The sequence below is a fragment of the Microbacterium immunditiarum genome, assembly GCF_013409785.1.
Lineage (GTDB): Bacteria > Actinomycetota > Actinomycetes > Actinomycetales > Microbacteriaceae > Microbacterium > Microbacterium immunditiarum.
Map to the genome: position 1 here is coordinate 3,220,416 of NZ_JACCBV010000001.1, position 14,790 is coordinate 3,235,205.

Here is a 14,790-nt window from a genome sequence, read left to right on the forward strand (position 1 = left end):
CTACGAAGCGGCGCGCTCGGGCGCGGCCGGCGTCGTCAGCGAGATCACGCCGTAGTCCCAGCCCTTCCTGCGGTACACGACGCTCGGGTGGTCGGTGCGCGCGTCGATGAAGAGGAAGAAGTCGTGTCCGACAAGCTCCATGCGGTCGACGGCCTCTTCGACCGTGAGCCACTCGGGCTCGAAGTTCTTCGTACGGATGACGACGGGCGTGTAGTCGCCCTCGCCGTCCTCTCCCGCGATGATCGGGATCTCGCCGGTCGCGACGGCGTGGAGCACGTCGGCCGACACCGGCTCGACGTCGATGCCCTGCAGGGATCCGTTCTTGAAGGTGGCCCCGCGCGGGTGCTGACGAGCGTCGACCCGCTTCTCCTTCGCCCGACGGAGCTGCTGGCACAGCCTGTCGACGGCCATGTCGAGGGCGGCGAACTTGTCGCCGTCGGTCGCTTCGGCTCGGACGATCGGGCCCTTGCCCGTGACCGTCAGCTCGACGGTGTCGTCCTCCATGCGTCCGTTCTTGTACGCCTGGTGCGTGACCTTGACGTCGAGACGCTGTGCGCGCGGCGCGAGGTGCTCGATGCGGACGGCCTTCTCTTCGACCACGGTGCGGAAACGATCGGTGATACCGACACCCACGCCGACGATGCTGGTTTCCATCCTTGACCTCCTTGCTCCGGTCCCCCGGCCAAGGGCGGACCGGTCAGTCGCCTTGTTGTCTCCCACGCTATCCCGGCGCCGCCCGGGTGTCACGTGAGGAAAGTCCCGGCGGGTCACTTATGACGACGCCCGGGCGTGTCGCGGCGTGCGAGCGACGCAGACGCCGCCCGCGACGTCGGCACCGGCCGCGCGCAGAGCACGAGCGGCCTCGTCGAGGGTCGCCCCGGTCGTGACCACATCGTCGACCACGAGCACGCGCCGCGCGCCCGTGCCACGCGCACGCATGCTTCCGCTCACGTTCGCACGACGGGCCTCGACGCCGAGCCCGCGCTGGTCGGCGACGCGCCGCGCGGGCAGGAGGAGACGCTCGGTGCGCACGCCTGCACGCCGTGCGACGAGCTCGACGACGCGGAATCCGCGGCGCCGGTACGCCGCCCTCGACGTCGGGACGGGCACGATGGCGTCGACCCCGCCCACGCTCGTGGTCGCCGCGGCGAGAGCGGCGCGCAACGGCATCGAGAGCGGCCGGGCGAGTCCTGTGCGCCCGTCCTGCTTGAGGGCGCGGATGACGCGTGCCGCGACGCCCTCGAACGGCAGACCGCTCCACACCGGGAGCCCCGATGCGAGGCGGTCGCACGTCGCGGCAGGTGCGAGCGCGTCACGGCAGGCTTCGCACAGCGCGATGTCGGGTTCGTCGCATCCGGCGCAGTCCACGGGGAGGAGCAGTGCGAACGCGTCGGCGAGAGATCGCGCGACGATCTCGGCGAGCGCGTCGGAGGAGGTCACTCCCCCACGCTGACGGATCTCCGCCGCCCACCGGGCGCGCGGGCACGCCCGGTGCAGAAATCCGACGACCTGCCCCGATCGGGGAGGAGCCGACGCCTCGGCGCCGGAGCAGGATCAGCGCGGCCGGCCCTGCTGCGTCGCGAGGACGAGCACCCCCTGGGTCGTCTGCGCCCAGCTCGAGCCGCGGCGCACGTAGACGAGCCCGTCGTCGGTGTGCAGCCGGACGGCCGCCGGCGAGTTGACGCCCGCCACCGAGGTGGCGGCGGTCGGTGCATCCGTCGTCGTCATCGTGCCGCCGACGACCACCTCGAACAGCGACACGCCTCCGCCGGTGCCCGAGCCGAGCACGCCGACGGTGGAGTCGTCGAGCCACGAGAGCGACACCGCAGGACCGGGCAGCCGCGCGATGCGCTCGTGCTCGCCGAGGCGCACGGGCACGCCCTCGGCGTCGCGCACGACGCCTGCGACCCACACCTCGCTGCTGCCGCCCGCGCTCACCGCCGCCGCCACGCGTGCGCCGTCCCGGGACACCGCCATCGCGTGCAGCTGCGTCGCGCCCGTCCACGCATCGGCGACGGGCCGCACGGCTCCGTCGACCGCGGCGACCTGCACGGCGTCGGGTGCGCCGGTCGGGACGCTCCACACGTATCCGAGCGGGTCTGCGCTCGGATCGACGAGGCCCGGCCGCGTGTCCGTCACCAGCACGCCCTGCTCGGCATCGAGCCGCGCGACCGCCCCGTTCGCGAGGCGCGCCGCGGCGAAGTCCCGGTCGGGGGCGACCTGCACCGAGGCGGGCTGCGTCTCGACCACGAGCTGGGACAGCCCGGGGATCGGCGCGATCTCGCCGCCGGTGAGGAAACCGAATCCGTCCTCCGTGAGCACGAGCGGCTGCGCGACGACGCTCGTCGAGCGGGTCGCGGCGGGCTCGGGTTCGAGCGGGGTCGTCTCGACGAACAGGTCGGCCTGTGAGATGTTCGCCGTCTGCAGGCTCGCGTCGAGCTGCGCCTGGATGCGGCTCAGCGTCTCGGCGTCGAGGTCGAGCGCCTCGGCCGAGAGCCCGACGTTCGCGGCGCCGGAGGACACGGGCACCGCCGCCGGCTCGAGGTGCACGCTGTCGGGCACGGCGGTCACGACCGACTCCGCGAGCCACGGGCTGGGGGTTCCGTCCATCAGCGCCCGCGAGATGCGCGTCGCCGGGTTCGTCGCGAACCACCGCACATCGGGCACGAGGAACGTCCACGTCGGGTCGAAGTACATCACCGCGTACTCGTGGAAGATGCTCGGGAAGACGTTGCGCGCGAGCACGATGCCGTCGGGCGCCTCGGTGATGCGCCACTCGCCGTCGTCCTGCTGCGCGAGGCGGAACGGCAGCTCGGTGGTCGTGCCCTCGTCGAGGGAGTAGGCGCCGTTCTCGTCGACGGTCGCCACGCGCACGAGAGCGGCCGTCACGTCACCCTCGGTGGCCGACGTGAGCTCGCGCTCGCCGATGTCGATCGTGACGCTCGCGGTCGGGTCCCACTCGTCTCGCAGCGACGGCGAGAGGAACTCGCGCGCACGCTCCCAGCCGCCCGCGGCGCCCGTGCCCGCGCGGATGAACCCGTCCACGATCTCCTCGGGCGTCGCACCGGGCTGCGGCCCTGCCGGGATGAACGTGAAGTCGGGCGCCGTCCCGACATCGCCGGCGGGAAGGCCGGGCTGCACCTGGCCCGTGGTGGGCAGCGACCCGCACGCGGTAAGGGCTAGGGCGGCCGCGAGCGCGGCGACGGCGGATCGGATGCCCCGCCGTATCGCGCGACGGGTCGACGGCGTGCCGGTGGCGGGCATCACGAGCGGCCTCCTGCGGTCGGGGCATCCGCATCGGTGCGTGAATCGGATGCCGCGGCATCCGTCACCTGCACGTCGAGCGGCTGCGTGAGGCCGAGGTCGTCGAGTCCCGCGGAGGCGTCGTCGCCCGGGTCGACCGGAACGGGGGACGACCCGCTGAGCTGGCCGCCCGTTCGCGGGAGCGTGAGCACGAAGTTCGAGCCGCGGCCGGGCTCCGACCACACCGCGAGCTCGCCCCCGTGCAGTCGGGCATCGCCGAGCGCGATCGACAGGCCGAGACCTGTTCCGCCGATCGTCCTGCTGCGGGAGGGGTCGGCCCGCCAGAAGCGGTCGAAGACGTGCTCGGCGTCTTCCGGCCGCATGCCGATGCCGAAGTCCCGCACGCCCAGTGCGACCGCCTGCTGGTCGCTGTCGACCGTCACCACGATCGGGCGGCCCTCGCCGTGCTCGATGGCATTGCCGAGGAGGTTGCGCACGATGCGTCGCACGCGCCGCGGGTCGAGCTCCACGGGCGAGTACCCGCCCGGGGCGACGAGACGCACGTCGCTTCCGTGCTGTTCGGCGAGCGCGTGCATCGACGCGATGACGTCCTCGGCGAGGTGCGCGAGGCTCGTCGGCTCGAGCTCGAGCTGCACGGAGCCCGCATCGTAGCGGCTGATCTCGAGGAGGTCCGACAGCAGCGTCTCGAAACGCTGCACCTGCGCATTGAGCAGCTCCGCGGCCCGCGCCGTCGCCGGGTCGAACTCCTCGCGCCGGTCGTTGATCATGTCGGCCGCGAGGCGGATCGTCGTCAGCGGCGTGCGCAGCTCGTGCGAGACGTCCGACACGAAGCGCTGCTGCACGAGCGACAGGTCGGCGAGCTCCTTGATCTGCGACTCGATGCTGTCGGCCATCGCGTTGAACGAGCGGCCGAGCGTCGCGAACTCGTCCTCGCCGCGCACGGGAAGCCGCACGCCGAGCTCGCCGGAGGCGAGCCGCGCGCTCGTGTCGGCGGCCTCGCCGATCGGCGTGGTCACCGAGCGCAGCACGAACCATGCGATCGCCCCGATGAGCAGCACGAGTCCCACGCCGACGACCCACAGCGTGAGCTGCACGAAGCCGAGCGTCTGCTGCGCCGCGGCGAGGTCGTACGCGAGGTAGAGCTCGTACGCGCCGAGCTCCGGCACCTGCAGCTGCTGGCCCACCACGATGCCGGGGATCGTGCGATCTCCGACCTCGATGCCCACCGACTGCCACCACTGGCGCGAGGCATCCGTCTGCACCGCGGCGCGCATCGAATCGCTCACCATCACGTACGACTCGAACCCGCCCGAGACGAGGTCGGGCGGCGCGATCGACGACGGCGTCTGGTCGGATCGCTTCATCGTGAACAGGTCGGACTCGGACTGCTGCGCGATCGTGGCGCCCACCGCGAGCAGGAGGTTCTGCAGCTGGACCTCGCTGCCCTGCGCCTCGGCCGAGTCGAGCGTGGCCTGCGCCTCGACGCTCGCCCGCAGCGCGTCGGCCTGCACCTGCCGGGCGCGCGAGTCGAAGAGGTCGTTCTGGATCGCGAGCGCCATCCACACGCACGCGACGAGGATCGCGAGCGCCGTGAGCGCGAGCGTGATGACGACCGTGCGGAAGCGCAGCGACCGCCGCCACAGCAGCGCCACCTCACCCGGCCACGCGCGCCAGTCGCGCGCGCGGCTCGCGGCGGAGCGGACAGCGGGCGTCGTCGTTCCGCCCGGTGCCTCGGCGCTGCCCCGGGCCATGAGGACCTCAGACGACAGCGCCGGCGCGATAGCCGACGCCGCGCACCGTCGTGACGATCTTCGGGTTGTCGGGGTCCTGCTCGACCTTCGCGCGCAGACGCTGCACGTGGACGTTCACGAGCCGCGTGTCGGCCTTGTAGTGGTAGCCCCAGACCTGCTCGAGCAGCATCTCGCGCGAGAAGACCTGCTGCGGCTTGGAGGCGAGCGCGACGAGCAGCTCGAACTCGAGCGGCGTGAGCGCGATCACGGTGTCGCCGCGGCGCACCTCGTGGGCGGTGACGTCGACGGTGAGGTCGCCGACCCGCAGCATCTCGCCGGCGGGCTGCGCCGCCGGGCGCAGGCGCGTGCGGATGCGGGCGACGAGCTCCTTCGGATTGAAGGGCTTCACGATGTAGTCGTCGGCCCCGGACTCGAGGCCCTTCACGACGTCGGCGGTGTCGGTGCGCGCGGTGAGCATGATGATGGGCACGCCGGACTCCGTGCGCACGCGCGTGCAGATCTCGATGCCGTCCATGCCGGGCAGCATCAAGTCGAGCAGGATGAGGTCGGGGCGCTCCGATCGCCACACGTCGACGGCCTTCGCGCCGTCGGCGCAGAAGACGGTGTCGAAGCCTTCCGTGCGCAGCACGATCCCGATCATCTCGGCGAGGGCGGTGTCGTCGTCGACCACCAGAATTCGTGAAGTCATGTAACGCGTCGGTCCTTTGCGTCCGGCCCGGGTGCGGCTGCGGGCACGACAGTGGTGCGCGTCCGCCGGGCGCTGTCGCCCAGCGTAATCCACACCACCTGAAGGCAGGCCGAGGGATCGCCGCGCGTGTGACACGATAGGGATTCAGCCCGCGACGGGCCGTGCATCGAGGAGGCGAACCGTGAGCGCCTATCCGGCCTGGACACCGGCATCCCGGCCCGGGATCATCCCCCTGCATCCGCTCGCCTTCGGGACGATCCTGGGCAAGTCGTTCGCCGCGCTGCGGCAGAACCCGCGTGTGCTGCTGGGCTTCGCGCTGTGCGTCCAGACCGGTGCGTACCTGCTGCTGCTGGTCGCCATCGGCGCGATCGCCTTCGCGTCGTTCTCGCGACTGGACACCGTCCGCCCGGGCACCGACGAGTACGAGGCGATCGCGGCCGGCTCGACCGCGATCACGCTCGTCGCCGGCGTCGTGCTGGCGCTCGCCGTGGGCGTGCTGAGCGTGATCGTTCAGGGGATCGTCGTCAGCGAGGTCGCGCACGCCGCGGTGGCCGAGAAGCTCACGCTCGGGGCCCTGTGGCGGCGCGTGCGTCCCGTCGTGTGGCGTCTCATCGGCTACACCCTCCTGCTGCTGCTCATCACGGTGGTCGCCATCGCGCTCGTGGGCGGCGTGCTCTTCGCGATCGGGGTGGCATCGCCGCCCGCGGCGGCCGCGCTCATCGTGCTCGTCGTGCTCGGGGCGATCCCGCTCGGCCTGTGGCTGTCGACGAAGCTGCTGCTCGCTCCTGCGGCGATCATCCTCGAGAAGGCGGCGGTGTTCGGCGCGATCGCCCGCTCGTGGACGCTCATCCGCGGCCGGTTCTGGCCGGCGCTCGGCGTCATCGTGCTCATCTCGCTCGTGTTCGGCGTCGTCGGCCAGGTCGTCGGCATTCCGTTCACGATCATCGCCGCCGGCTTCGGCACCGTGATCGCCCCGACGGGCGACCCGGGTGCGACCGGGATCGTCGCGCTCATCGTCACGGGCCTGCTCACTCAGGCGGTGACGCTGCTCATCCAGTCGATGGCGCTCATCGTGCAGGCGACCGCCGCCGCGCTCATCTACATCGACTGCCGCATGCGTCGCGAGGGTCTCGACCTCGACCTGCTCGCGTACGTCGAGCGGCGCGACGCGGGCGCGTCCGGCCTTCCCGATCCCTACACGCAGGGCGTCGGGCGTTCGTTCGTGCGACCGGCGCCGGTGGGCGTGCCCTACGGGGCAGCCGCGTACGGTCCCCCGGCCGGGTATCCGCACCTCCCCCAGAACACACCCGTCGCGTACGGGGCGCCCGCGGGTCCGGGCGCGTACGCACCGGCACCGGGCGGCCACCCCCCGGCGCCGAGCGCCTACCCGCAGACCCCGGGCGGCTTCGCGCCCCCGCCGGCAGCCCCGCCGTACGCGGCCTACCCCCCGCCTCCGGGAGCGACGCCCGCTCCACCGGCGCCCCAGGCTCCGGCCGAAACCGGCGCTCCCGCACCCGACCCGAACGCGCCCCAGCCGACCCAGTGGGCCGCACCCGGCCGCCCGGCGGGTGACGCCGACCGCGAGCATCCGTGGTCCTGAACGGCTTGCCCGCGGCGCGCGCGGCGGTGCTCTTCGCGAGCGCGCCCCCGCTCACACCCGACGGTGAGGAAGGGCGCGAGTGGGCCGAGCGCGAACTGTCGGACCCGGTCTACGAAGCCGCCGAGCCCACTCTGTTCGACCGCATCGCACGGGCGATCGGCGATTTCTTCGCGAGCCTCTTCGACGTGCAGCTCGGCGGCGGGTGGGGCTCGGCGTTCGCGATCGTCGCGGCGATCGTGGTCGCGGCCATCGTCGTCGCGGCGCTGCTCGTGTGGGGCGTCCCGCGCGCGACGCGGCGCGCGGCGACCGGCGTGGGCGAGCTGTTCGGCGAGGCCGAGGGCCGCAGCGCGGCCGAGCTGCGGCGGGCCGCGACGGCGCACGCGAACGCGGGCGAGTGGGACGCCGCCGTCATCGTGCGCTTCCGAGCGCTCGCGCGCGGGCTCCTCGAGCGCGACGTCGTCGACGTGCCCCCGGGCGCGACCGTCCACGCCTTCGCGAGGGCGGCCGCTCATGCGTTCCCCGCTCGCGCCGACGACCTCGAGCGCGCCGCCACCGCGTTCGACGACGTCCGATACCTGCGTCGTCCGGGCACACGCGAGCTGTACGGCGTCGTCGCCGACGCCGACGACGCCGTCGGGTCGGAGCGTCCCGTCCTCGTCGACCGGCTGGGGGCGCTTCGATGACCCTCACTGCCCCACCGGATGCGGCCGCCACGACTCCGCCGGCCGCCGCGACGCGCGCGCGAAGCGCGATGGCCTGGATCGTCATCGTGATCGTGCTCCTCGTCGCGGCCGGCTTCGGCGTCGTCCTCTCGGGCATCGGGCAGTGGGCCGAGCGCGGGATGCTCGATCCCGAGTCGGCGGGCCCGACCGGAACCCGCGCGATCGTCGAGATCCTGCGCGACCACGGGGTCGAGGTCACTGTGGCGCGCGACCGCGCGACCGCCGCGCGCGAGCTCGCCGACGGCCCGGCGACGCTCGTGCTGCCGGATGCGCCCGCGCTCTCGGACGAGGCGATCGCAGAGCTGACGGATGCGGCATCCGACGTCGTCCTCATCGACCCGCGCTCCCGCACGCTGCGCCTCGCGTTCGACGCCGGGCCGGCCGGCTCCGCCGGCGCCGACCCCATAGAGCCGCAGTGCGAGCTGCCCGAGGCGCAGCGCGCAGGCGCCCTCGCACCGGGCGCGGTGTTCCTCGCGGGCGACGCCGCGGACGCGTGCTACCCGTCCGGCGACGGCTTCGGGCTGCTGTCCGCGCCGATGGAAGGTGACGGGCGCATCTCCGCCGTCGACGGGCGCGCGCTCTTCACGAACGAGCACCTCGCCGCCGACGGCAACGCCGCCCTCGCCGTGAACCTCATGGGCCGCCTCCCGCACGTCGTGTGGTACGTGCCGAGCCCGGACGACTCCGACCTCGAAGACGCGAATCCGTCCCTCGGCGAGCTGACCCCGCCGTGGGTGAGCCCGGCGATCCTGCTGTTGCTCGTCGCCGGCGTCGCGGCCGCGATCTGGCGCGGACGCCGGTTCGGTCCGCTCGTGACCGAGCGCCTGCCCGTGACCGTGCGCGCGTCCGAGACGACCGAGGGCCGCGCGCGGCTGTACGCGCAGTCGCGCGACGCGGTGCACGCGCTCGACCAGCTGCGCATCGGCGCCCTCGAGCGCCTCTCGCTTCTGCTCGGACTCGGCCAGGCCGCATCCGCCCCCGAGATCTGCGACGCCGCCGCCGCGCGCGTGGGCGCCGACCGCGCGATCGTGCGCGGCATCCTCATCGACCAGATCCCCGCAGACGACGCCGAGCTCGTCGCGCTCGCCCAGCGCATCCAGCAGCTCGAGCAGGCCGTGCGGGCCGCCGTCCGTCCCGAAAGGAACACTCCATGACCGATGCCGCGACACCGACCTTCGACGACGCCGCGCTGCGCGAGGCGATGAACCGGGTCCGCCTCGAGGTGGGCAAGGCCGTCATCGGGCAGGACGGCACCGTCACGGGCCTGCTCATCGCGCTCCTCGCCCGCGGGCACGTGCTGCTGGAGGGCGTGCCCGGGGTCGCGAAGACGCTCCTCGTGCGCGCGTTCAGCACGGCGCTGGGCCTGGACACGAAGCGCATCCAGTTCACTCCCGACCTCATGCCCGGCGACGTGTCGGGGTCGCTCGTGTACGACGCGAGGAGCGGCGAGTTCGAGTTCCGCGCGGGGCCGGTGTTCACGAACATCGTGCTCGCCGACGAGATCAACCGCACGCCGCCGAAGACCCAGGCGGCGCTGCTGGAGGCGATGGAGGAGCGGCAGGTGTCGACGGACGGCGTGACGCGGCCGCTCCCCGAGCCCTTTCTCGTCGCCGCGACGCAGAACCCCATCGAGCACGAGGGCACGTACACGCTTCCCGAGGCGCAGCTCGACCGCTTCCTGCTCAAGCTCATCGTCGACGTGCCGCCGCGCGACGCCGAGCTGGCGGTGCTGCGCCGCCACGCGAACGGCTTCGACCCCCACGACCTGGCCGCGGCGGGGCTCGTGCCGGCGGCGGGCGCCGACGAGATCCGCGCGGCGCAGAGGGCCGCGGCATCCGTCACCGTCGCCGACGACGTGCTCGCCTACGTCGTCGACCTCGCGCAGGCGACCCGCCGCAGTCCATCGGTCCAGCTCGGCGTGAGCCCGCGCGCCGCGACGGCGCTGCTCGCGGCGGCGAAGGCGTGGGCGTGGCTCGGCGGCTATCCCGCGATCACGCCCGACCACGTGCAGACGATGCTCGTGCCGACGTGGCGCCACCGCATCCGCCTGCGCCCCGACGCCGAGCTCGAGGGCGTGTCCGTCGACGCGGTGCTCGGCGCGGTGCTGCAGCAGACCCGCGTGCCCATCTGAGTTCCAGAGCCGCGCCGCCCATGTACCTCACCTTCCGCGCTCCCCTGCTCGTCGCCGCCGGCGTCGTGCCGGTCGTGCTTCTCTCGCTCGCGGGCGTCGACGCATGGCTCGCGACGGCCGCGTGGGTGGCGCTGAGCGCGATCCTGGTGCTGGCGGATGCCGCGGCCGCCCCCGATCCGCGGGCGATCCGCGTCGAGCGCAGGGGCGCCCGCCGCACCCTCCTCGGCCAGCACGTCACGACGGAGCTCGTGGTCGCGAACGCGGGCTCGCGCACGGTCCGGGCGCGCGTGCGCGACGCGTGGCAGCCCACCGCCGGTGCGCCGGCGGATCGGCCGCGCGTCGTGCTGCCCCCCGGTGAGCGCCGTCGCATCGCGGTGCCGCTCCTGCCGCGGCGTCGCGGCGAGCTGGTGTCGGACTTCGTCGTGATCCGCTCGGAGGGTCCGCTCCGGCTCGCCGGTCGCCAGGCGCGCATCGCGTCGCGTGGCGCGATCCGCGTGCTTCCGCCGTTCACCGCGCGACGCCACCTGCCCTCGCGCCTCGCGCGCCTGCGGGAGCTCGACGGCAACACGAGCGTGCAGGTCCGCGGGCAGGGCACAGAGTTCGACAGCCTGCGCGAGTACGTGCGCGGTGACGACGTGCGCTCGATCGACTGGCGGGCGACCGCGCGCGCGACGACGACCATGCTCCGCACGTGGCGACCCGAGCGTGACCGCCACGTCGTGATCGTCGTCGACACCGGTCGCACCGCGGCCGCGCGCGTGGGTGACGGCGTGAGGCTCGACGCCGCGATGGAGGCGGCGCTCCTGCTCGCGGCGCTCGCGACTCGCGCCGGCGACCACACGCACCTGCTCATGTTCGACCGGGTGACGCGGGCGCGCGTGACCCGTGTCGACGGACCGGCACTCCTTCCCGCGATGGTCGACGCGATGGCCGGCGTCGAGCCGCAGCTCATCGACACCGACTGGGATGCCGCCTTCGCCGAGATGCGCACGCTCACGTCGCGCCCGTCGCTCGTCGTGCTCCTCACGGCGCAGGACGCGCCCGAGGCCGCGCGAGGCTTCCTCGGCTCGCTGCCGGCCCTCACGCGGCGCGCGCACGTGCTCGTGGGGACCGTCTCCGACTCCCCCGAGGCCCTCCCCGCCGACCGCGAGGTGCGACCCGACGCGGCCGACGTCTACCGGGCGGCGGCGGTCGAACGGGCGGCGCGCGACGCCGCGCGCGTGGCCGCCGCCGTCGCGCGCGCCGGGGCCGAGGCGATCTCCGCGGGGCCTGACGACCTTCCCCCGAAGGTCGCCGACCGCTATCTCGCGCTCAAGGCCGCGGGGCGCCTTTAACCGCGCCACCGGCGGCCCGGGGCATCCGTCGACACGCCACGGGTCCCCGACTCGCCCGGAGCGGCGCCGTCTCAGCGACACGCCCGAACGCTACGCTCGCGCTCGAAAGGAAGGAGTCCGCAAAATGTCGGATGCCACCGCGAGCGCCCCCAGTACCGCGACGAAACTCGTCGCCGAGGCGCTCGGAACGTTCCTGCTCGTGTTCGGATCCCTCGGGGCCGCGCTGTTCGCGGCCGATTTCGGCACCGGCTCCAACGGCACGTCGTTGGGGATCGGGTTCCTCGGGGTCGCGCTCGCCTTCGGCCTCACGCTCATGGCGGGCATCTACGCGTGGGGCCCGATCTCGGGCGGCCACTTCAATCCCGCTGTCACGTTCGGCCTCGCGGCGGCCGGCCGCTTCGAGTGGCGCAACGTCGCCGGGTATGTCATCGCCCAGATCGTCGGCGGTGCGGTCGGCACGACGCTTCTCGTGCTCATCGGCCTGTTCGGGCCGAACGGCTGGCTGTCGTCGGCGCAGGATGCCGGCTTCGCGAGCAACGGGTTCGACGAGCACTCGCCCGGCGGCTTCGGCCTCGGGGCGGCGATCATCGCCGAGATCCTGTTCACGGCGATCTTCGTGCTCGTGATCCTCGGCGTGACGCACCCCCAGCGCGGCACCGCCGGGTTCGCGGGGCTCGTCATCGGTCTCACGCTGACGTTCATCCACCTCGCGTCGATTCCGATCGACAACACGTCGGTCAACCCGGCGCGTTCGATCGCGGCGGCGATCTACGGGGGACCGGACGCACTCATTCAGCTGTGGGTGTTCCTCGTGTTCCCGCTCGTCGGAGGCGTGCTCGCCGGATTCCTGCACCGCGCCCTCTTCGAGAAGCAGCCCGTGGCGCCCGCGCAGCGCGAGGCGCGCACGCGGTGACCTGACAGCCGAGCGCTCGAGAACGCGGAAGCCCGCCCCCGACCAACCGGGGGCGGGCTTCTGCGAGGGTCCTGCGTGGGTTCCGCGGATCAGCGCAGGTCGAAGCGGTCGAGCTCCGTGACCTTGCCCCACGCGGCGGCGAAGTCGCGCACGAACTTCTCGCGGGCGTCGTCCGAGGCGTAGACCTCGGCGAGCGCGCGCAGCTCGGAGTTCGAGCCGAACAGGAGGTCGACGCGCGTGCCGCGGCCGACGAGCTCGCCCGAGCCGTCCTTGCGGCCCTCGAACGCGTGCGAACCCGGGTCGAGCGGCTTCCACGTCGTGCCGAGGTCGAGCAGGTTGACGAAGAAATCGTTCGTCAGCGCGCCGGGGCGGTCGGTGAACACGCCGTACTCGGAACCGTCCCAGTTCGCGCCGAGGACGCGCAGGCCGCCGACGAGCACCGTCATCTCCGGCGCGGTCAGCGTCAGCAGGTTCGCCTTGTCGATGAGGTGGTACTCGGCCGGGAGCTCCGCGAGCGGGCCCTGGTAGTTGCGGAATCCGTCGGCGACGGGCTCCAGGTACTGGAACGACTCGACGTCGGTCTGCTCCTGCGAGGCATCCGTGCGACCCGGGTGGAAGACCACCTCGACGTCGACACCCGCGTCCTTCGCAGCCTTCTCGACGGCCGCGTTGCCCGCGAGCACGATGAGGTCGGCGAGCGAGACCTTCTTGCCGTCGGCCTGCGCGGCGTTGAAGTCGCGCTGGATCCCGCCGAGCGTGGAGAGCACGGTCGCGAGCTGGGCGGGGTTGTTGACCGCCCAGTCCTTCTGCGGCGCGAGGCGGATGCGGGCGCCGTTGACGCCGCCGCGCTTGTCGCTGCCGCGGAACGTCGAGGCGGCCGCCCACGTCGCCGACACGAGCTGCGAGACCGTGAGGCCCGACTCGAGCACCTTCTGCTTGAGCGCCGCGGCGTCGGCCGCGTCGATGAGCGGGTGGTCGACCGGCGGGACGCGGTCCTGCCAGATGAGCTCCTCGCCGGGCACCTCGGAGCCGAGGTAGCGCTCGATCGGGCCCATGTCGCGGTGGGTCAGCTTGAACCACGCGCGCGCGAAGGCGTCGGCGAAGGCATCCGGGTCGTCCTTGAAGCGGCGCGAGACCTTGTCGTACTCCGGGTCGAATCGCAGGGCGAGGTCGGTCGTGAGCATGCGCGGCTCGCGCTTGCCGTCGGAGTGCGCCAGCGGGACCATGTCGGCCCCCATGCCGTTCTTCGGACGCCACTGGTGCGCGCCCGCGGGGCTCGCCATGAGCTCCCACTCGTACGCGTACAGGATGTGGAAGAACTCGTTGTCCCAGCGGGTCGGGTGGTACGTCCACGTGACCTCGAGGCCGCTCGTGATCGTGTCGTCGCCCTTGCCGGTGCCGTAGGAGTTCTTCCAGCCGAGGCCCTGCTCCTCGAGGCCGGCGGCCTCGGGGTTGTCGGCCACGTGAGAGTCGGATGCCGCGCCGTGCGTCTTTCCGAACGTGTGGCCACCGGCGATGAGCGCGACGGTCTCCTCGTCGTTCATGGCCATGCGGCCGAACGTCTCGCGGATGTCGCGGGCCGCCGCGATCGGGTCGGGGTTGCCGTTCGGACCCTCGGGGTTGACGTAGATGAGGCCCATCTGCACGGCCGCGAGAGGCTTCTCGAGCTCTCGGTCGCCCTTGTAGCGCTCGTCGCCGAGCCACGTGGTCTCGGGGCCCCAGTACACGTCGTCGTCCGGCTCCCACACGTCGGGACGGCCGCCGGCGAAGCCGAAGGTCTTGAAGCCCATCGTCTCGAGCGCGACGTTGCCGGCGAGGATCATGAGGTCGGCCCACGAGAGCTTCTGGCCGTACTTCTTCTTGACCGGCCACAGGATGCGGCGGGCCTTGTCGAGGTTGACGTTGTCGGGCCAGCTGTTCAGCGGCGCGAAGCGCTGCTGGCCTGCCCCGCCGCCTCCGCGGCCGTCGGTCACGCGGTACGTGCCGGCGCTGTGCCACGCCATGCGGATGATGAGCGGACCGTAGTGTCCGAAGTCGGCGGGCCACCAGTCCTGCGACGTCGTGAGGGTCTCGGCGATGTCCTTCTTCACGGCGGCGAGGTCGAGGCTCAGGAACGCCGCCTTGTAGTCGAACTCCTCGCCGAGCGGGTTGCGCTCCGCGGGGTTCTTCGCGAGGATCTTGAGGTTCAGCTGGTTCGGCCACCACACGCGGTTCGCCGATCCCGTCGCGGGGTGCGGCTGCGTGTGGATCACCGGGCACGTCTCGGCCTGCTCGGCGTAGGCCTCTTCGGTGTCGGTGACGGTGACGGACTGGTCGATGTCGGTCGGGTTCTCGCCGATGCCGCTGGTGTCATCGATCTGTGTCATGGGTGTTCCTTCCTCGGGAGC

At 72.8% G+C, this 14,790-nt stretch carries 12 protein-coding genes; 6 read left to right on the forward strand and 6 right to left on the reverse strand.

Annotation, left to right across the window (positions count from 1 at the left end):
* The 5 genes from hpf to mtrA all read right to left on the reverse strand — a co-directional run bounded on the left by hpf (position 1) and on the right by mtrA (position 5,703).
* Complete coding sequence (gene hpf, locus BJ991_RS15075; RefSeq protein WP_179491316.1) at positions 1-654, reverse strand: ribosome hibernation-promoting factor, HPF/YfiA family; 654 nt, start codon at positions 652-654, stop codon at positions 1-3.
* A gap of 117 nt (positions 655-771) precedes the next feature.
* Entirely contained in the window at positions 772-1,440 is a 669-nt protein-coding gene (locus BJ991_RS15080; RefSeq protein WP_179491318.1) for a phosphoribosyltransferase family protein, read from the reverse strand.
* 114 nt (positions 1,441-1,554) lie between these two features.
* On the reverse strand, positions 1,555-3,264 hold the full coding sequence (locus tag BJ991_RS15085) for an LpqB family beta-propeller domain-containing protein (RefSeq protein WP_179492850.1): 1,710 nt from the start codon (positions 3,262-3,264) through the stop codon (positions 1,555-1,557).
* Complete coding sequence (mtrB, locus tag BJ991_RS15090; protein WP_179491320.1) at positions 3,264-5,015, reverse strand: MtrAB system histidine kinase MtrB; 1,752 nt, start codon at positions 5,013-5,015, stop codon at positions 3,264-3,266. The genes BJ991_RS15085 and mtrB overlap by 1 nt, the downstream gene beginning before the upstream one ends.
* 7 nt (positions 5,016-5,022) lie before the next feature.
* Complete coding sequence (gene mtrA / locus BJ991_RS15095) at positions 5,023-5,703, reverse strand: MtrAB system response regulator MtrA (RefSeq protein ID WP_179491322.1); 681 nt, start codon at positions 5,701-5,703, stop codon at positions 5,023-5,025.
* Between the two features lie 181 nt (positions 5,704-5,884).
* Between mtrA and BJ991_RS15100 the strand changes: the two genes are divergently transcribed.
* The 6 genes from BJ991_RS15100 (at position 5,885) to aqpZ (ending at position 12,403) form a co-directional block, all read left to right on the forward strand.
* On the forward strand, positions 5,885-7,303 hold the full coding sequence (locus BJ991_RS15100) for a DUF7847 domain-containing protein (RefSeq protein ID WP_179491324.1): 1,419 nt from the start codon (positions 5,885-5,887) through the stop codon (positions 7,301-7,303).
* A complete protein-coding gene (locus BJ991_RS15105; protein ID WP_179491326.1) occupies positions 7,294-7,986 on the forward strand; it encodes a DUF4129 domain-containing protein in 693 nt (230 codons plus the stop codon). The genes BJ991_RS15100 and BJ991_RS15105 overlap by 10 nt, the downstream gene beginning before the upstream one ends.
* Positions 7,983-9,179: a DUF4350 domain-containing protein gene (locus tag BJ991_RS15110; protein WP_246301110.1), complete on the forward strand. Its 1,197-nt coding sequence runs from the start codon at positions 7,983-7,985 to the stop codon at positions 9,177-9,179. Before BJ991_RS15105 ends, BJ991_RS15110 begins: the two co-directional genes overlap by 4 nt.
* Positions 9,176-10,156, forward strand: a complete 981-nt coding sequence (locus BJ991_RS15115; RefSeq protein ID WP_179491328.1) for an AAA family ATPase — start codon at positions 9,176-9,178, stop codon at positions 10,154-10,156. The genes BJ991_RS15110 and BJ991_RS15115 overlap by 4 nt, the downstream gene beginning before the upstream one ends.
* Before the next feature lie 20 nt (positions 10,157-10,176).
* Positions 10,177-11,490 carry a DUF58 domain-containing protein gene (locus BJ991_RS15120; RefSeq protein ID WP_179491330.1) on the forward strand — a complete coding sequence of 438 codons (1,314 nt, stop codon included), beginning with the start codon at positions 10,177-10,179 and terminating at the stop codon, positions 11,488-11,490.
* Positions 11,491-11,614: 124 nt separating this feature from the next.
* Positions 11,615-12,403, forward strand: coding sequence for an aquaporin Z (gene aqpZ, locus BJ991_RS15125; RefSeq protein WP_179491332.1), 789 nt, complete (start codon positions 11,615-11,617; stop codon positions 12,401-12,403).
* A gap of 89 nt (positions 12,404-12,492) precedes the next feature.
* Here aqpZ and katG read toward each other — a convergent pair whose 3' ends face one another.
* Positions 12,493-14,769 carry a catalase/peroxidase HPI gene (gene katG / locus BJ991_RS15130; RefSeq protein ID WP_179491334.1) on the reverse strand — a complete coding sequence of 759 codons (2,277 nt, stop codon included), beginning with the start codon at positions 14,767-14,769 and terminating at the stop codon, positions 12,493-12,495.
* Between the last annotated feature and the right edge of the window lie 21 nt (positions 14,770-14,790).